Origin of the sequence: Roseibium hamelinense (assembly GCF_007830545.1) — a bacterium.
Classification (GTDB): Bacteria; Pseudomonadota; Alphaproteobacteria; order Rhizobiales; family Stappiaceae; genus Roseibium; species Roseibium hamelinense.
Genome location: NZ_VLLF01000004.1, coordinates 226,323 through 242,812, shown reverse-complemented (window position 1 = coordinate 242,812; position 16,490 = coordinate 226,323). Strand labels below are relative to the sequence as shown.

Annotated in this window: 18 protein-coding genes and 1 riboswitch; of the genes, 12 read left to right on the top strand and 6 right to left on the bottom strand. The window is 55.1% G+C overall.

Annotated elements, in window-relative coordinates; translation table 11 throughout:
• The first annotated feature begins 2 nt into the window (after positions 1–2).
• From lspA to JM93_RS10410, 4 genes are all read left to right on the top strand, one after another.
• Positions 3–524, top strand: a complete 522-nt coding sequence (gene lspA / locus JM93_RS10425; RefSeq protein ID WP_145343300.1) for a signal peptidase II — start codon at positions 3–5, stop codon at positions 522–524.
• Between the two features lie 42 nt (positions 525–566).
• A complete protein-coding gene (locus JM93_RS10420) occupies positions 567–1,280 on the top strand; it encodes a hypothetical protein (protein WP_145343034.1) in 714 nt (237 codons plus the stop codon).
• A 181-nt stretch (positions 1,281–1,461) separates the two neighbouring features.
• Positions 1,462–2,853 (top strand): M16 family metallopeptidase, encoded by a 1,392-nt coding sequence (locus tag JM93_RS10415; RefSeq protein WP_145343298.1) that lies wholly within the window; start codon positions 1,462–1,464, stop codon positions 2,851–2,853.
• Positions 2,854–2,858: 5 nt separating this feature from the next.
• Entirely contained in the window at positions 2,859–4,184 is a 1,326-nt protein-coding gene (locus tag JM93_RS10410) for a M16 family metallopeptidase (protein ID WP_145343032.1), read from the top strand.
• Between the two features lie 60 nt (positions 4,185–4,244).
• Here JM93_RS10410 and JM93_RS10405 read toward each other — a convergent pair whose 3' ends face one another.
• Positions 4,245–5,858 carry an EAL domain-containing protein gene (locus tag JM93_RS10405; RefSeq protein ID WP_145343029.1) on the bottom strand — a complete coding sequence of 538 codons (1,614 nt, stop codon included), beginning with the start codon at positions 5,856–5,858 and terminating at the stop codon, positions 4,245–4,247.
• 407 nt (positions 5,859–6,265) lie between these two features.
• Between JM93_RS10405 and JM93_RS10400 the strand changes: the two genes are divergently transcribed.
• The 4 genes from JM93_RS10400 to groL all read left to right on the top strand — a co-directional run bounded on the left by JM93_RS10400 (position 6,266) and on the right by groL (position 10,665).
• Complete coding sequence (locus tag JM93_RS10400) at positions 6,266–7,771, top strand: sigma-54 dependent transcriptional regulator (protein ID WP_145343027.1); 1,506 nt, start codon at positions 6,266–6,268, stop codon at positions 7,769–7,771.
• Between the two features lie 200 nt (positions 7,772–7,971).
• Entirely contained in the window at positions 7,972–8,451 is a 480-nt protein-coding gene (locus JM93_RS10395; RefSeq protein WP_145343025.1) for a hypothetical protein, read from the top strand.
• A gap of 230 nt (positions 8,452–8,681) precedes the next feature.
• Entirely contained in the window at positions 8,682–8,969 is a 288-nt protein-coding gene (gene groES / locus JM93_RS10390; RefSeq protein ID WP_145343023.1) for a co-chaperone GroES, read from the top strand.
• A gap of 52 nt (positions 8,970–9,021) precedes the next feature.
• The gene (groL, locus tag JM93_RS10385; RefSeq protein ID WP_145343021.1) at positions 9,022–10,665 is read left to right on the top strand and encodes a chaperonin GroEL; all 1,644 of its coding nucleotides are present in this window, start codon (positions 9,022–9,024) and stop codon (positions 10,663–10,665) included.
• Between the two features lie 293 nt (positions 10,666–10,958).
• On the opposite strand, the gene JM93_RS10380 is transcribed toward groL, so the two are convergent.
• Positions 10,959–11,663, bottom strand: coding sequence for a glutathione S-transferase N-terminal domain-containing protein (locus JM93_RS10380; protein WP_145343019.1), 705 nt, complete (start codon positions 11,661–11,663; stop codon positions 10,959–10,961).
• A gap of 265 nt (positions 11,664–11,928) precedes the next feature.
• On the opposite strand from JM93_RS10380, the gene JM93_RS10375 reads away from it, so the two are divergent.
• The 3 genes from JM93_RS10375 to JM93_RS10365 all read left to right on the top strand — a co-directional run bounded on the left by JM93_RS10375 (position 11,929) and on the right by JM93_RS10365 (position 13,788).
• Positions 11,929–12,141: a SlyX family protein gene (locus JM93_RS10375; protein WP_145343017.1), complete on the top strand. Its 213-nt coding sequence runs from the start codon at positions 11,929–11,931 to the stop codon at positions 12,139–12,141.
• 56 nt (positions 12,142–12,197) lie between these two features.
• On the top strand, positions 12,198–13,202 hold the full coding sequence (locus JM93_RS10370) for an NADP-dependent oxidoreductase (protein ID WP_145343015.1): 1,005 nt from the start codon (positions 12,198–12,200) through the stop codon (positions 13,200–13,202).
• 101 nt (positions 13,203–13,303) lie between these two features.
• A riboswitch (SAM-I-IV-variant riboswitch) is annotated at positions 13,304–13,424 on the top strand.
• Between the two features lie 79 nt (positions 13,425–13,503).
• Entirely contained in the window at positions 13,504–13,788 is a 285-nt protein-coding gene (locus JM93_RS10365) for a hypothetical protein (protein WP_145343013.1), read from the top strand.
• On the opposite strand, the gene JM93_RS10360 is transcribed toward JM93_RS10365, so the two are convergent.
• The 3 genes from JM93_RS10360 to JM93_RS10350 form a co-directional block, all read right to left on the bottom strand.
• Complete coding sequence (locus JM93_RS10360; protein ID WP_145343296.1) at positions 13,778–14,131, bottom strand: acyl-CoA thioesterase; 354 nt, start codon at positions 14,129–14,131, stop codon at positions 13,778–13,780. The genes JM93_RS10365 and JM93_RS10360 overlap by 11 nt on opposite strands.
• Positions 14,132–14,359: 228 nt before the next feature.
• A complete protein-coding gene (locus JM93_RS10355) occupies positions 14,360–14,578 on the bottom strand; it encodes a hypothetical protein (protein ID WP_145343011.1) in 219 nt (72 codons plus the stop codon).
• Complete coding sequence (locus JM93_RS10350; protein WP_145343009.1) at positions 14,566–15,060, bottom strand: group III truncated hemoglobin; 495 nt, start codon at positions 15,058–15,060, stop codon at positions 14,566–14,568. Before JM93_RS10350 ends, JM93_RS10355 begins: the two co-directional genes overlap by 13 nt.
• A 94-nt stretch (positions 15,061–15,154) precedes the next feature.
• Here JM93_RS10350 and JM93_RS10345 point away from each other — a divergent pair, with 94 nt between their 5' ends.
• Positions 15,155–15,598, top strand: a complete 444-nt coding sequence (locus tag JM93_RS10345; RefSeq protein WP_145343007.1) for an RrF2 family transcriptional regulator — start codon at positions 15,155–15,157, stop codon at positions 15,596–15,598.
• Positions 15,599–15,609: 11 nt separating this feature from the next.
• Here JM93_RS10345 and JM93_RS10340 read toward each other — a convergent pair whose 3' ends face one another.
• A complete protein-coding gene (locus tag JM93_RS10340) occupies positions 15,610–16,299 on the bottom strand; it encodes a Crp/Fnr family transcriptional regulator (protein ID WP_145343005.1) in 690 nt (229 codons plus the stop codon).
• Positions 16,300–16,490: the final 191 nt, after the last annotated feature.

The window sequence follows — 16,490 nt, the reverse complement described above, 5'->3', positions numbered from 1 at the left end:
CAATGAATGAAACGAAAAAGCGGCCCTTACTATGGGGCCGCTTGAGCGCCTTCGTCTTGAGTGTTGCCGTGATCGGCTTCTTGACAGATCAGGCAACCAAGCTTTGGCTGCTCTACAGTTTTGATCTTGGCACCTATGGCCCGGTTCAGCTGTTGCCGGTGCTTGATTTTGTCTTGGTTTGGAACCGGGGTATCTCCTACGGCCTGTTTCAACAATATACTGATCTCGGTCGGATTTTGCTGATCGCAATCACCCTGGCAGCCACAGTGTTCTTATGGGTGTGGGGCGCACGGGCCCAGTCGCGTTTGGTTGCGCTTGCGCTTGGCTTGGTCATAGGAGGGGCACTCGGGAATGGCCTCGACCGGATTTATCACGGCGCGGTCGTTGACTTCGTTCATTTTCACGTCGGGACGTTTTCCTGGTACGTGTTCAACCTCGCTGATGTGTGGATCGTTGCAGGGGTTGTCGGACTGCTGTATGACAGTTTTACTGAAAGTCCCAATTCGGCCGCAAAAAGCGGATAGGAACCGAGGCGATTTCAAAAGGTCAAGTACGCGAAGGTCCCAATGCTTGAGCAACTAAAACTCCCGAACCTGAAACGGGGCATCGCCCTGCTCGGGCTTATTGCGCTTGGTGCCTGCCAGGCAGCTGACGGAACAAGTCAAGCGCCGGACACCGCATTGGTGAACAGCGTCATGTCCGGCCTGGGCGCTGTGGATCCAAAAGCAAAACCGATCGAATACAAACCACGCGCACCACTTGCAATGCCGTCGAATCCGACAGCCTTGCCCTCTCCGGAGACGCAGGTCGCCGGTCGGAGCTCCGAGAATTGGCCAGAAAACGAGGTCAATCAGGACTTGGAAGACATCCGGGCCCTTTATGCGCAGGGCGGACGGGACCGAAATGCGCCTTTGACCCCGGAACAGATGCGCGGCATTGACATCCGAGGTGCACCAACGGTTCAAGCAACGGCAGCGGATGCAAGAGCAAACCGGTTGATCACCGGCGAGCGCATGACGAATGAAGAGCTTCGCGAACAAGGCAACGCTGCAAACGCGCTGCAACAGGAAAATCTTGTTGCTACGCAAAACCAGCTGCCGCAACGGCGCTACCTGACCGATCCCCCCACGGAATACAGCGTGCCGTCGCCCAATGCACCGATGCCACAGGTCGTCGAGGTCAAGACCGAAAGACCTCGGGACGAATACGATTCGGCACCACTTGACATGCGCTGCGTGGAGCGCGGCGGCGGGCACTGCCAGCGCGGTGCAAACAAGTAATAGCGCATCGCAATCTAACGAAACTGTAATGAGACCCGGAACCAACGCTGCCCTATATGGGAACGAGATGGTTTCGGGTTTTTTTCGATCTCCGAATGCAAAGGAGTATGACTTGTACAAATACACTCCGTTTAAAGGACAAAAGCTGCGGCATGTTACGGCCGTTCTTTTGTGCGGAACCATGCTGTTCGGCGCAGCCACTCCGCCAGGCCTTGTGGGAATAGCACAAGCTGCAGACAGTCAAAACCAGCTGACGATCGCTCCCAATCTCAGCCACTTTACGCTCGACAACGGGTTGGTAGTGGTTGTAATCCCGGACAACCGCGCTCCAATCGCCACCCATATGCTGTGGTACAAGGTCGGCTCAGCCGATGAGCCTGTAGGGCAGTCCGGCGTCGCGCACTTTCTTGAACATTTGATGTTCAAGGGAACTAAAGACAATCCGGACGGCGCTTTCTCGAAAGTCATTGCGGATCTTGGCGGACAGGAAAACGCTTTTACCAGTTATGACTACACGGCCTATTTCCAGCGCGTCGCCAAAGAGCACCTGCCGCTCATGATGAAGCTCGAAGCGGACCGGATGGCAAACCTCGTTTTAAGTGATGAGGTCGTCGATCCAGAGCGCGAGGTGGTTCTCGAAGAACGCAGGAGCCGTGTGGACAGCCGGCCCCAGTCCAGGCTTGGCGAAGCGTTGAATGCGGTGACATTCGTCAACCATCCCTACGGCTCTCCGGTGATAGGATGGGAAAGCGAGATTGAAGGCCTTAACAAGGAATCGGCAATTGCGTTCTACGACCGGTTCTACACACCAAACAACGCCGTTTTGATTGTGGCCGGCGACGTGGACGCCAGCGAAGTGCAGGCTCTTGCGGAAGAAACGTACGGGCGACTACCGCGACGGGCAGACCCTGGTGCACGCCAACGACCCGTTGAACCGCCACTATCGGGAGAGCGCGCGATTACGTTAACTGATGCAAGGGTTCAACAGGATTCCCTCTCGCAAACGTGGGTCGTCCCAAGCGCAACCACTGCGGACGATCTGGAAGCCGAAGCACTTGATGTGTTCGCCTATGTCTTGGGCGGCGGCCCCACCAGCCGCTTACACAAGGCTCTTGTCCTAGATGAGGAAATCGCCCTTTCGGCGGGGAGCTACTATCAGGGAAGTGCGCTGAACGATGGCCGCTTTGGCATCTACGCAACAGCCGCTGACGGCACCAGACTTGAGGACCTGGAACCCCGGATCTCGGCGGTCTTGGAAGACCTGATCGAAAACGGGATCACTGAAGACGAACTGGAGGCTGCAAAGCACCGCATGGTGGCCGATGCGATTTACGCTCAGGACAGCCAAGTGTCTTTGGCTCGGATCTTCGGAACTGCATTGACCACCGGGCAGACGATTGAAGATGTCCAGACATGGCCTGCGCGCATTCAAAGTGTTTCAATTGAGGACGTGGAACAGGCTGCGGAAGCTTACCTCACAAGTGTCCCTGTCGTTGGATACCTAAAGTCTGCGCCGCCGGCTCCGGACAATGCCGCAGACGCTGAAACGTCCCTAGAAGCGGACCGGAGTTGACTAGAATGACACCGTTTTCGCGCGCACTGTCACTGCCATTTCACGCCACTGTTGCGCTGGTCTTGATTGTTTTCATGACTGTTACCGCCCGCGCTGTCGAGATTCAAAGGGTGGTCAGCCCTCAGGGAATCGAGGCCTGGCTGGTAGAGGACAACACCGTACCGCTGGTCGCAATGAACTTTTCATTCGACAACGGGGCGGCACTCGACCCTGAAAGCAAGTCTGGGCTGACCAGATTGCTGTCGGCAACACTGGACGAAGGTGCCGCCGATCTCGATTCAGAAGCTTATCAGGCACGTCTCGAACAGCTCGCCATCAGCATCGGCTTCAGCACGTCCCGAGACGCGTTCTTCGGTAGTCTGCGAACCTTGGCACCAACAGTCGATGAGGCATTCGACATGTTGTCGATCGCAGTCAATGAGCCCCGGTTTGACGAGGACGCTGTCGAGCGGATAAAGGCTCAACTAATCGCCGGCGTGCGCCGGCAGCAAAAGGAGCCGAATGCTATCGCAGGAAAAGCGTTTATGGCCTCGGTTTTCGGCGAGCATCCTTATGCAATCCCGACCAGTGGTACTGAGTCGACCCTGGAAAGCCTGACCCCCGGCGACTTGGATCAGCAACATCGCGCTTTGTTCAGCCGTTCGGGGCTGCGCATTGGAGTGGTTGGCGCGATAGATGCTGGCACCCTTGGCCTATTACTTGACAAGGTTTTTGCAGACTTGCCGGAAAACACCGAACTGGGAAGTGTTGCGGATGCCGAGGCGGCCTTCGGTGAACGGGTCAGCGAAACACTTCCGGTTCCCCAGACTTCAATCATGATCGGACTTCCCGGACTAAAACGCGATGACCCCGACTTTCAGGCAGCCTTCGTAATGAACCATATCCTGGGTGGTGGAACCTTTACATCCTGGTTGTTTGAGGAAGTTCGCGAAAAGCGCGGCTTGAGCTATGGCGCAAATAGTTCAATCATTCCTTATGAGCACGCAGGCATGATCATTGCCACCGCAGCCACACGGGCAGACCGTGCAAACGAAACCCTTGATGTAATGCTTGATCAGATTGACAGGATGGCCACCGAAGGGCCGACGTCCGCCGAGCTGGAGGCCGCCAAACGGTTTCTGACGGGTTCTTACGCCCTGCGGTTCGACACGTCCGGCAAAATCGCCAGCCAGCTGGTCGCCCTCCAAAACGCTGATTTGCCGATCGACTATTTCGAAAAGCGGAATGCGGAAATCGAAGCGGTCAGTCTTGAAGATGTGCAGCGGGTAGCGCAACGGTTGCTTGCCACTCAGGACCCGACGGTCGTGACGGTTGGGCCCGCCGTGAACTGAAAAATTAAAGCGCGCCGCCAACTGCGGTGCGCTTCTTTTCTGATGTGAGCTAGAAAACGCTTAGGCGGTCCCAGCTGCGCGGGTTTTTGGCGCCGGTGCTGGCGTTCCCTGCAAGACCTCCGCACGGACTGGACGAGGGGGCGAAAACAGGTTGCCCTGCGCAAGCTTGATATCGAAATCCAGCAGCTCGAGAACTTGGTTTTCGGTTTCGACGTGATCGGTCACCAATTCCATGCCATAGCGGTGCAACAGATCCCCGAAATCGGCTGGATGAATGTGACCATGATGCACAGCGCGTCGGCCGATTAAGTAGTCGGCATGCAGTTTGGCGTATTTGAACCCGCGTTGCGCCAGAGCCTTGAAGTCCATTTTAAGATTGTCCACCTGGTCGACCGAAAAATAAAAGCCGAGTTCTGACAAGGCGTCGACGCTTTCCATTTCGACCGCTCCCATCGCGGCCACATCGCTTTGGGTGAATTCAAAGACCAGCGTTTCCGAAAAATTCCTGTTTGCATTTACAAACTCGAGAAAGCCCGGGAAAAACGTCTCGTCCACAAGAGACAGGGAAGAGATATTGCAAAACAGCGCGGCCTTACGGTTGCGCGAGGTTAAGCGACGCATGACCTGAACCGACCGGAACAGGAGCAGATTGTCAATTCTTGGCGCAAGGCCGCTGCGAACGGCTTCCGGCATGAAGGTCGCGGCGCTGATCATCGCGCCATCGGCATCGCGCAATTTGGTGAAGGCTTCATAATATTTCACCTGGCGCTGAGGGAGCGTCACGATCGGTTGCAAATGGAGTTCGACCCGGTTCGCGTTAAGCGCGGATCTGATCAGTTCACGCATCGCAGGATCGGGCTGTGGCTCTTCAACCGCAGGAGGCACCTCAGCAATTGTGTGCTCCATGGGAAAGTCGGAGTCATCGAGAGGTTCGGGCACCCTAACCGGCGGTGCGGCCCGCGCATGTTCCGGTGCGGAATTGCGCTCGTAGGGCGGCGAAACGACTGGTTCCGGGGCGCGTCGTGTCGGTTCGTTGCGGGTATGCAGCTCCTCGTGCGCAGCGTACTGAGCCTGTTGGGCGGCCTGCGGGTGCGGCCGGGTTTCAGGTGGCTCATACCGGCTGTACCGCCCATCTGCCGGTTGAGAATGCGGGTAAGTGTGCTGTTCAGACTGGGCTGGATAGTGCGGATGCGGCAGCCCCCGCGGAGAAGGCGGAGCAGGCTGCTGGGATTGGTAGTGCGGTAAAGACTGATGGGCCTGCGGCGGCAGAGCCTCTTGTTCTTCCACCCGTGTTTCAAGGTCGGACATCGCTTCGGCCATTTGCTTGACCAAAGTCCCCAACACCTCGACCTCTGCAAAAAGAGGATCGATTTCAAGCCGGGTCCGGCGAGGTATGTTGTGCTCAACGCCTGTCAGGCGACCTTCCAGATTTTCAAGATCTTCATCCAGGTCTGCCATTCTGTCTTCCAGCCTGTCGACCGCTTCGCTGACCGAACTTCTGTCCTGAGCCCGCGTCAAAAGGACATGGCTCAGGATCATGGTGCACATCAGAGCAAGACCAAGAGACACTGCCTCACCGAACGGACGGCCAAACTGAAAAATCAATACGGCAGCCGCCGACAAGGCAATTACGCCCATGCAAATCATTATAAAGATGGTAGCGGTGCGCCCCATGGCTTCTGCAGGCTCTCAACTCGAATCACAACACCCGCTTTAATCATGCCTTAACAATTCCACGCTTCCGAATCCGGAAGGGAAAAGATCAGAGGTTTTGGGGATTTGTCCCCGATTAAGCGCAATCTTGACACCTTATCGCATTCAAACATGTCAAGCTGTGGGTTTGGTGCCAATGCCACTCAACGTTGCTTTGGCGTCTTCTCCTATTTCAATAAATGGTGCGCGGGTTTTCCAGAAAGTCCAGCCTGCTGGGGCTCACATTTGTGCCGACAAGCGAATTTGGTGCGAAACTCGGACTGCAATTTGAAATGACAACGCTTTGTTTACCGTGTTCGTAGAAATTTCTAATGGTGATTGAGTCGATACCCGGCTGACGAATTTCAAATGACGGGAGAAGCCCAGCAATGGGGAGTAACATGGGTCTCGAACGGCCCCTCATGGTGCGTGTACTGGATTCTTTGCCGTCGGAGGCCGCGCGAACAGCTGCAGTGGTTGAAAAACTCCCGGCACACTGTGCGGAGCCTGTGCTCTACAACGCACCGCAAGACTGTCTGAAAGATCTGGCAGGCAAAAACACCGATATACTGGTTCTTGATCTTGAGGCCCTCGGTGAAGATAGCGCTCTTGAGCCGTTCGCTGTCCGCTGTCCGTCCACAGTCATTATTGCGGTGTCCGCAAAGGGATCTGTCTCCCGTGCGGTTAGCGCCATGAGGTCTGGGGCACATGACTTTCTTACAAAGCCATTCAGTCTCGATGCGCTCGCAAAAAAAGTGATGTTCCAACTGGACCAGAGAAAAGGCGGCCGGGATTGGCGCGCGCCGCTTGTGGCATCGGAGATCGTCACAGTATCTAAAGACACTCCCCCCATGTCTGGAATTCAGACAGGCAAGCATAGAACATCCGACTGCGATTCATCATCCCTGAATTTTGACAGCCTGATCGGCAAATCAGAAATCATGCGGCAGGTGTTTGACCAGATCCTGAAAATGGCGCCGTCACAAGCTCCGGTATTCATCACTGGAGAATCTGGAACCGGTAAGGAGCTGTGTGCGACTGCGATCCACGCAAATTCAGTCCGAAGCGACCAGAGTTTTGTCACGATCAACTGCGCGGCTATTCCGCGAGATCTGATCGAAAGCGAGATCTTCGGCTACAACCGTGGTGCCTTCACCGGGGCGACCGAAACCCGCGCGGGGGCTGCCGAACAGGCTGACGGGGGCACCTTATTCCTTGATGAAATTGGTGAAATGGATCTTCTTTTGCAAAGCAAACTGTTGCGCTTCTTGCAAACCGGTACATTTCAACGCCTCGGAGATACCCAGACCCGGAAGGTCGACGCCCGCATAATCTGTGCGACAAACCGCAATCCGCTCGAGGAAATTTCAGCAGGACGCTTCCGGGAAGACCTATACTACCGCCTGCATGTGCTGCCAATCCAATTACCAGCTCTCAGAGACCGGCGCGAAGATGTGATGCTGTTGGCGCAAACATTCTTGGCGCGGTACGCCCGCGAAGAGGTCAGGCAATTCAAAGGCTTCGATGCGGACGCCGAAGCCTGCCTTCTTAGCTATGGCTGGCCCGGCAATGTACGCCAGCTTGAGAACACGATCCGGCAAATTGTTGTCATGAACGACGGCCCCGCCGTGTCTTTAGATATGCTTCCGCTGGTCATACGGGATCCTGCTGGACGGGCGGCCAATGTCGTTGACCTTTCACGTGAGCGGGCACGCGCTGCCGCTCCTCCCCGCGCATTCGCGTCCATTGAGCCGCTCTGGGCCCAGGAGCGCCGGATCATCGAAGATGCACTTGCTGCATTCGATGGCAATATTGCGATGGCGGCGGCTGCGCTGGAAATCAGTCCCTCAACGATTTACCGCAAGCGTCAGTCCTGGGAAGCAAAAACTCTTTAACTGCCTCTCTTTAAGCTGGTGTGTTGCAGTCCTTGTCCCAAGGCTGCAAGCAGTTTATATCGGCAGCAATGGTGGCGATAAGAAAAGCCATTGTCTGCTTTGTGGGGGTAATGATGACAGCACGCTTTAAAGCGGCATCGGCTAGCGTATTTTTCTCATTAATTTTTGTTGCAACCGCCCACACCTCTGCGGCAATCGCTATGGACGCGTCCGTACCAGAGCCGGGCACCGATCTCCAACAAGCGGCACAAGCCTATGACCTTGCCTGGTCAAAGTCGGGTCTCGTGTTTACGGCGGCTACATTCATTTCAGAGCCCGCGAGTGGATACGGACAATTCACTCCGCGTCGCACCACTATATTCTCACCCTCTGAAACATTGCTTATCTACATTGAGCCTGTCGGGTATGGCTTTCAAAAAGCCGGCGAATCCAAGTCCTACGATCTAAGTGTCGATTTCAGACTGTTGAATACGACAGGTCAGGTCCTTGCAAAACAAGACGGGTTTGCACAGTTCAGTCAAACTTCCCGGAATGAAAAGCGCGAACTGTCGACGTCGCTAACTTTTGAGTTTGACGGCCTTCCTGACGGTTCATATACGATAGAGACCATCTACCGGGATCGTGTCGATGGCAAATCAGGCACCGTTTCACTGCCATTCACTGTTCAGTCCGCGCAGTAGCTATATAAGCTCCCAGCCAACTCATTTTGCCCGGATTTGCCGTAGAATTTTTCAGTCGCATACCATTGACAACCGCCGGCACGATCCATAAATCCAAAGCGCGTTTAGCACTCGCCTAGTGGGAGTGCTAACAGCCACACGGCGCGATGTGCCGTGTGTTGAACCCTTAATGATCATGTTCCGCGTGCTGCCTATCAGGATGGGGCGCGCTCATGAGAGGAAACAGTCAAATGGCATTTCGTCCACTGCACGATCGTGTCGTCGTTCGCCGCGTAGATTCCGAAGAGAAAACTGCCGGCGGCATCATCATCCCGGATACCGCTAAAGAAAAGCCGCAAGAAGGCGAAGTTGTTGCCGTTGGCAATGGCGCTCGCAAAGACAACGGCGAACTCGTTCCGGTTGATGTGAAAGCAGGCGACCGCGTTTTGTTCGGCAAGTGGTCTGGCACCGAAGTTAAGATCGACGGTGAAGACCTCTTGATCATGAAGGAATCCGACATCATGGGCGTGATCGCTTAATCCGCGAACCGCTCTGATCGCAATTCAAACTCTAATTTAGTGAGACGTAAAAATGGCTGCTAAGGACGTAAAGTTCTCCTCAGACGCTCGCGAACGTATGCTCAAGGGCGTTGACACCCTCGCAAACGCTGTGAAAGTCACACTCGGCCCGAAAGGCCGGAACGTCGTTCTCGACAAAGCATTCGGCGCTCCGCGCATCACCAAAGACGGTGTGTCTGTTGCCAAGGAAATCGAACTCGAAGACAAGTTCGAGAACATGGGCGCGCAGATGGTGCGTGAAGTCGCTTCCAAGACCAACGATATCGCTGGTGACGGCACAACCACCGCAACTGTTCTGGCTCAGTCCATCGTTAAGGAAGGTGCCAAAGCGGTTGCTGCCGGCATGAACCCGATGGATCTGAAGCGTGGTGTAGATCTGGCTGCATCTGCTGCGGTAAAGGCACTCGAAGCGGCATCCAAGCCGATCACCACTTCTGAAGAAGTTGCTCAGGTCGGCACAATCTCGGCAAACGGCGACGAGCAGGTCGGTAAGGACATTGCCGAAGCCATGCAGAAAGTCGGCAACGAAGGCGTCATCACCGTTGAAGAAGCAAAGTCTCTCGAGACTGAGCTCGAAGTCGTTGAAGGCATGCAGTTCGACCGCGGCTACCTGTCTCCGTACTTCGTGACCAACGCAGAAAAGATGTTGGCTGACCTTGAGAAGCCGTACATTCTCCTGCACGAGAAAAAGCTGTCCAACCTTCAGGCAATGCTGCCAATCCTGGAAGCTGTTGTTCAGTCCTCCCGTCCGCTGCTGATCATCGCAGAAGACGTTGAAGGCGAAGCACTGGCTACTCTTGTGGTCAACAAGCTGCGCGGCGGCCTCAAGATCGCAGCCGTCAAGGCACCGGGCTTCGGCGACCGCCGCAAGGCCATGCTGGAAGACATCGCCATCCTCACAGGTGGCACCGTGATCTCCGAAGACCTTGGCATCAAGCTCGAGAACGTGACGCTCGACATGCTCGGCACTGCCGAAAAAGTCGCAATCACCAAGGAAACCACCACGATTGTTGACGGTGCTGGTGAGAAGTCTGACATCGAAGGTCGCGTTTCCCAGATCAAAGCGCAGATCGAAGAAACCACTTCCGACTACGACCGTGAAAAGCTGCAAGAGCGTCTTGCCAAGCTGGCCGGCGGTGTTGCAGTGATCCGCGTTGGCGGTGCAACCGAAGTCGAAGTTAAAGAGAAAAAAGACCGCGTCGATGATGCGCTGAACGCGACCCGCGCAGCTGTCGAAGAAGGTATCGTTCCAGGTGGCGGCACTGCGCTGTTGCGTGCGAAGAAAGCCGTCGAAGCTCTGACAAACGACAACCCGGACATTGCTGCGGGCATCAAGATCGTTCTGCGTGCCCTGGAAGCTCCGATCCGTCAGATCGCTGAAAACGCTGGTGTAGAAGGCTCCATCGTGGTCGGCAAGATCCAGGAAAATGACGATGATACCTTCGGTTTCAACGCTCAAACCGAAGCTTTCGTCAACATGATCGAAGCTGGTATCATTGACCCGACCAAGGTTGTCCGGACTGCTCTGCAGGACGCAGCTTCTGTCGCAGGCCTCCTGATCACTACAGAAGCCATGGTTGCTGAGCTGCCGAAGAAAGACGCAGCACCGGCAATGCCTGGCGGCGACATGGGCGGCATGGGCGGCATGGGCTTCTAAGAAGCCCAAAGCTCATTGACTTTGCGGAAAGGGCGGCCATCGGGCCGCCCTTTTTTGTGTTAGCCGCCGCCCATCTTCATCAGTTTCTGCCGCTATGCTGCACTGGGGGAGGCACGACTTCTAAGAATGCCATAAGGCAGGCATTCTTCCTACGTGCTGAACACGCTACGGCGTGTTCAGTGGCAGCATACGCTTCAAATCCGGGCCGTCAGCAAGATGAAAAAGGGCGGTCTTCGGACTGCCTCTTGCGGTATCACAACAGTAGATGCCCTTTTCCGCCGAAGGAATGAAGATCAATCCCGGGCAGGAATATTGATCGCCTTTTCACTTGCCGGACGGGATTTGCATGTCTCAAGCCAGCGAAGGATGTTTATGCATCCAGCCAGCTCGACATGTGGCCCGGCTTCGTAAAACCCCTCAATTGTGCGCAGCCAAGGCCAGGCAGCAATATCCGCAATCGTGTAGTCGTCCCCCATTATGAACTCCCGGTGTTCCAAACGCACATCGAGTACACCCAACAAGCGTTTTACCTCATCCCTGTAGCGCTCAAACGGACGGCGGTCCTCGTAGTCCTTGCCCGCAAACTTATGAAAAAATCCCAGCTGCCCGGACATCGGACCAAGTCCGCCCATTTGCCACATCAGCCATTGCAGGGTTTCGTATTTTTCGGCGGGATCACTTGAAAGAAAGCGGCCGGTTTTTTCAGCGAGATAAATCAGGATCGCACCGGATTCCCAGAGCGCCAAAGGCGCTCCATGTGGACCGTCAGGATCAATGATCGCCGGAATCTTGTTGTTCGGGTTCAAAGACAAGAATTCTGGTGTGAGTTGGTCATCGGTCGAAAAGCTGACCAGGTGCGGCTCATAGGGCAGCCCTGTCTCTTCCAGCATGGCAGACACCTTGATACCGTTCGGCGTCGGCAGTGAATAAAGCTGTAGCTGATCAGGATGTTGGGCGGGCCATTTTTCGGTGATCTGAAAGTCGGAAAGTCCGGTCATAAAAAACTCACGGCTTGAGGAAATCGTTCAGGAGATTGCGTACCCTCTTATTTGAACAGGCGCTTTACATAAGACCTAACCACGTACATTAAACCCATCGGCAAATAACGATAGATTGAAAATTACCCCCAGCAGCACCGAGGACTTGCGGGCACTAATCTCCGGTAAAGGTGCAAGGCGGTTGACAGCCAAAAGTAAACTGCATAGTGCATTTTGGCACTGCGGCAGGGCCGGGCCAACCGCATTGGAGCAGCAGGAGACCGCCATGGACAGTGAGCTGGAGCAGCGCATTGAGAAATTAGAAATCGATTTGGCCCACGCAATGCAGACAATCGATGATCTGAATTCGGTTGTTATCGAGCAGTCCAGGCTTCTGGAGCGCTTGAACCGGCGGCAAATTGAAACGTCCGGTCAGGTAGAAGAGCTCATGGAACATGTGCTGCCAGAACCAGGCCACGACAAACCACCGCACTACTAACGGCCTTCTGTAGGTCCCTTTTTTAAACAAACCATCGCTTGGACAAGGCCTTTTTCATGAGAAACCTCCGCTACACACTAAAAACCCGCCCAGAAGGTGCGCTTGGGCCCGAGCATTTTGACCGGGTCGATGAAGAACTGACCGCTCTTGAAAATGGTAAAGCCCGCGTGCGGGTTGTTTATGTCTCTCTTGATCCTGCCATGCGTGGCTGGGTTTCGGCCGATACCAAATCCTATGTTCCGCCGGTTCCTATCGGTGACACCATGCGTGCACTTGGCGTTGGTATCGTCGAAGAGAGTAAATCGGACGCTTTCAAACCCGGGGACTGGGTTTCAGGTTTCACCGGCTGGACCGAGTGGCTGGATATCGCACCCGGTGCCATGAATGTCGTTCCTAAAACGGCAGCCATGGAAGACTATATGGGTATTCTTGGGCTGGCAGGAGCAACCGCCTATCACGGACTTGTCAAAGAAGGACAGCCCAAGGCCGGTGAGACGCTTTGTGTAACCGGTGCCGCCGGATCCGTAGGATCGCTCGTCGGACAAATCGGTAAAGCGCTCGGTCTTCGCGTCATCGGCATCGCTGGAACAGATGAAAAATGTGCTTGGCTGATCAATGAGCTGGGGTTCGACGCGGCTCTGAACTACAAGACAGATGACCTCGACAAGGGTTTGGCAGAATTCGCCCCCGACGGCCTCGACCTGCATTTTGAAAATGTCGGCGGCAAGCCATTTGCCGCAGCGCTCCGCCACATGAAGGCATTTGGGCGGATGATTTTTTGCGGATTTATTTCCGTTTATAACGGTGACCGGCCTGATGAATATCCGGATATGACAGCCATCGTACGGCGGCGGCTCACTTTTAAGGGATTTGTCATGACGGATCACTTTGACGAGTACCCGTCGATTTTTGCCGAACTCGGCAAACTCATGCAGGCCGGAAAGCTGACCTACCGCCTTGATGTCGTTGAAGGACTGGAGAACGCCGCATCCGCTTTTGGCAAACTCTTTGCCGGCACAAACAAGGGCAAACTGGTTGTGAAGGTCAGTAACCCGAGCTGACTGGCGGTCTGGTCCATCTGAGAAAGACCGCGGCTTACCGGCCTGCCGCTATAAAGTCGTGGTCGGCCGGTTGCCTTGCTGATCCTGACATGGCATAACGCGCAACTCATCAAGAGAAGGGCTGGCGCCCTCGCCAACCTGCTTTCCGGGCAAGGTGGTTTCCGCAAACGGGGATGCGGCTGGCTCGTGTTACATACGTTGTCAGCAACCAAGCGGTACGTTTTCAGTTGCGCCAGTCCTCCTCGGGAAACCGAAGGAGGATTAATTGTATCAAGGTTCAGTCGCAGGAAAGGCAGCGCTATTGGCCGAGGAGAAGTTTGTCCAGATTGCAGGTATGCAAGAAGACATCGACCGCCAGCGCGCCTGGGAAGCAGCAGCAGAAGACTGCGTGCTTGCCCGCATAGACCATTTGAGAATTTTTGGTGGTCTACCCAGACACTTGCCGCCTCTGACGGAACAACAGCGTCGCGACCGGCTAAAACTGCTAATGAAATTATGGTCGAGCGGCTGCACCTGTGTTGTTGATGAAGCCTTGTTCGCTGACATCATCAACCGTCGCCGCCCAAAACGCTCAGCTACGGCTTAACCCCTTCTTTGGGCACCGGCCTGGGACGGCCTTCGTCATCGACTGCCACCATCGTGAAGGTGGCCTCGGTCACCTTTTCACGCTGGCCGTAACGATGTCGCAACGCCCAAGCCTCCAGGCGGATCTCCATAGAAGACGTCCCAACCCGGCCGACGCTGCTGTAGACGCACAAGACGTCTCCGACATGAACCGGCCGGATGAACTTCATTTTGTCGACCGCGATCGTTACAACACGCCCCCCGGCCCGTTGCCCCGCCGCGATCCCGCCGGCCAGGTCCATCTGTGATAAAACCCAGCCACCAAATATGTCGCCGGCAGCATTGGTGTCGGCCGGCATGGCCATTGTTCTAAGGGTAAGTTCGCCGCTCGGTGCATCTTCGTTCAAAATCAGTCCCTTCCGCTTGCACCCGCGACCTTAGCGGTGGTTTTGCCGTTGGAAAAGACATGAAATCAGAAGAATGGCCACATAAGCAAAGCGATCCAAAGCGGCATGGGCGCTGCCACCCAAATTAAGAGAACCGGGAGATATCGTGCGAGTTTTGGCATTTTCGGCATGGATCACTCCTTCCAGCTATGCGTTGGTGACTTCCCAGACTGTCAGAGCGGCGAGCGCGACCATGCCGACGATGAAAGCAAACTTGGCATTAAGTACCAATAGGCGCCCTGCCCCTGTCAGCACCGGTTGCTTCATGCCGCGGGAATCCAGATACATCGACATGATCATGGTCATGAAAACGGCGAACCAAATAACAACAAGGGCCTCAGCGCCGATGACAATTATCTCAAGCATGACCCGCCCCCCCAAGCATGAGCGTCTGACGTCAATGCAGCAGGCGGCTGTGAACCGGCAACACCAAAGGATGCAAGCCAGAGGCTCTGGGCAATTCGCTCCGCTCGGCCTATGATTTCGGCAGCAGGCTGTTCTTCAAACAATCCGGACACCACGGCCCGAAACACATCCAACCAAAGCGCATAGTCATCGCCGACCAGTTCTTTCTGCTTCAAGTGCGCGGGGACGGGCTTTCCCTTGTAAACACCATTTTTTAAAAGCACCGACTGCCAGAACAACTGCATTTTACCTTGATGTTCATCCCACTTGCCGGCAAGGCGGCGTTCAAAGATCTCACCGAGCCGCGGATCTCTTCGGACCGTCCGGTAAAATTCTTCAACCAGCACCGCAATCGCGGCTTCGTCTACTGCCGAAAACTGCGTCCTTTTTCTATCCGGCTCCTGTGTCTGTCCTTTTGTGAGGCTCGTATTTGCCTGGGCCATCCGCCCCTCCAAACATTCATTTGATTTGCATCTTTTATATCGCATCAAGGCGTCTTAAAATCAATATACAAAATGAATGATTTAGGATCGCCACATGCGTTTGAGCCAAGCAAGTGATTTTGCCTTGAGAATTCTTATGTTTCTGGGCCAGACCTCTGAGCCACAGACGGTCGACAAGCTGGCCGCGGCTCTCGGACTAGCAAAGTCCCACGTCATGAAAATCGTTGCGCAGCTCGCAAAGGCCGGTTTTGTAGAAACAACACGCGGACGCGGCGGCGGAATCCGGCTTGCCATATCCCCGCAGGACATAAGACTTGGCGAGGTGGTCCGCGTAATCGAGCCTGATATGGGGGTCGTCGCTTGCCTTAAGACCGCACCGTCCGACTGTGTGTTTTTACCCAGGTGCGGCCTAAAGGGCGCAATGGCGCAAGCGGCAGAGGCGTTTATCGACAGCCTGAATTCCAGGACGCTCCGCGAAATCCTTGGATCTACGGGGAAACCAGATCCCCGCAGAATTCAACGCACATTCGCCAGATAGCCTGACCACTTTTAAAGTGTCGCCGCCTGCTCAAGAACCTTCGGCTGTTCAAGGCAATAATAGCCGGAGATGCGGCTGATCGTACCGCACCGTTTCCACTCGTTCAAAACCCTGCTGACATTTTCCCGCGCAGCACCGGACATATTCGCAATATCCGCCTGGCTCAGTTTGTAGTGAATGAGGACGCGACCATCATCCAATGTCTTGCCAAATGTATCGGACAATTGAAGCAATGTTTGCGCGACCCTGCCAGGAAGCGGAAGGAACGAGCGTGCAGCCAGCACATCATTGGCGTGCCTCAAACGTTTGCCGACGATGCACAGCATGTGGCGATAAACGGCTGGATTTTGATCCGCAAAGCGCTCAAAAGCAGATTTGTCGACAAATGCAAGCTGGGCTTCCTTCAACGCGCTGACCGTCGCGGACCTTGGCCGGCCGTCCAAAAGGGCCAACTCGCCTACAAGATCCCCCGGCCCGAGCACCGCCAGCAACTGTTCGTCTCCATCGACCGACAAGATAGACACCTTCAAGGAGCCCTCAAGCACAGCGTAACAGCCGTTTCCCGGATCGCCGGTCTCAAACAGGATCGTGCCAGCTGAAATCTTCATCGGCCGGGCCAGTTTGGACAATTCCAGCGCCAAGTCCTCCGAAAGGCCTTCCAAGGAGAAGCTATTTCGCAGAAAGTCCTGAATTTTCGCCAATTCCGGCCCCTTTGCAGCTGTTAAGAACGTCTTGCCAAAAGCCCACAAAAACGAAGGCTGTGACTCACATCACGTGCAGAACAACAAATTAGCCCTATATAAAAGAACATGGAAGCGGAAACCCCCACCGCTTCTGACCTCCACGAAAAACGGTTCCGCCCCCCGCCGGAACCGTTTTTTCGTTGTGGCCG

What these genes read in the sequence shown, in the direction of transcription:
- lspA (WP_145343300.1), top strand. Translation starts at nt 3, where the DNA reads ATGAATGAAACGAAAAAGCGGCCCTTACTATGGGGCCGCTTGAGCGCC.
- JM93_RS10420 (WP_145343034.1), top strand. Translation starts at nt 567, where the DNA reads ATGCTTGAGCAACTAAAACTCCCGAACCTGAAACGGGGCATCGCCCTG.
- JM93_RS10415 (WP_145343298.1), top strand. Translation starts at nt 1,462, where the DNA reads ATGCTGTTCGGCGCAGCCACTCCGCCAGGCCTTGTGGGAATAGCACAA.
- JM93_RS10410 (WP_145343032.1), top strand. Translation starts at nt 2,859, where the DNA reads ATGACACCGTTTTCGCGCGCACTGTCACTGCCATTTCACGCCACTGTT.
- JM93_RS10405 (WP_145343029.1), bottom strand. Translation starts at nt 5,858, where the DNA reads ATGGGGCGCACCGCTACCATCTTTATAATGATTTGCATGGGCGTAATT.
- JM93_RS10400 (WP_145343027.1), top strand. Translation starts at nt 6,266, where the DNA reads ATGGGGAGTAACATGGGTCTCGAACGGCCCCTCATGGTGCGTGTACTG.
- JM93_RS10395 (WP_145343025.1), top strand. Translation starts at nt 7,972, where the DNA reads ATGGACGCGTCCGTACCAGAGCCGGGCACCGATCTCCAACAAGCGGCA.
- groES (WP_145343023.1), top strand. Translation starts at nt 8,682, where the DNA reads ATGGCATTTCGTCCACTGCACGATCGTGTCGTCGTTCGCCGCGTAGAT.
- groL (WP_145343021.1), top strand. Translation starts at nt 9,022, where the DNA reads ATGGCTGCTAAGGACGTAAAGTTCTCCTCAGACGCTCGCGAACGTATG.
- JM93_RS10380 (WP_145343019.1), bottom strand. Translation starts at nt 11,663, where the DNA reads ATGACCGGACTTTCCGACTTTCAGATCACCGAAAAATGGCCCGCCCAA.
- JM93_RS10375 (WP_145343017.1), top strand. Translation starts at nt 11,929, where the DNA reads ATGGACAGTGAGCTGGAGCAGCGCATTGAGAAATTAGAAATCGATTTG.
- JM93_RS10370 (WP_145343015.1), top strand. Translation starts at nt 12,198, where the DNA reads ATGAGAAACCTCCGCTACACACTAAAAACCCGCCCAGAAGGTGCGCTT.
- JM93_RS10360 (WP_145343296.1), bottom strand. Translation starts at nt 14,131, where the DNA reads ATGGCCATGCCGGCCGACACCAATGCTGCCGGCGACATATTTGGTGGC.
- JM93_RS10355 (WP_145343011.1), bottom strand. Translation starts at nt 14,578, where the DNA reads ATGCTTGAGATAATTGTCATCGGCGCTGAGGCCCTTGTTGTTATTTGG.
- JM93_RS10350 (WP_145343009.1), bottom strand. Translation starts at nt 15,060, where the DNA reads ATGGCCCAGGCAAATACGAGCCTCACAAAAGGACAGACACAGGAGCCG.
- JM93_RS10345 (WP_145343007.1), top strand. Translation starts at nt 15,155, where the DNA reads ATGCGTTTGAGCCAAGCAAGTGATTTTGCCTTGAGAATTCTTATGTTT.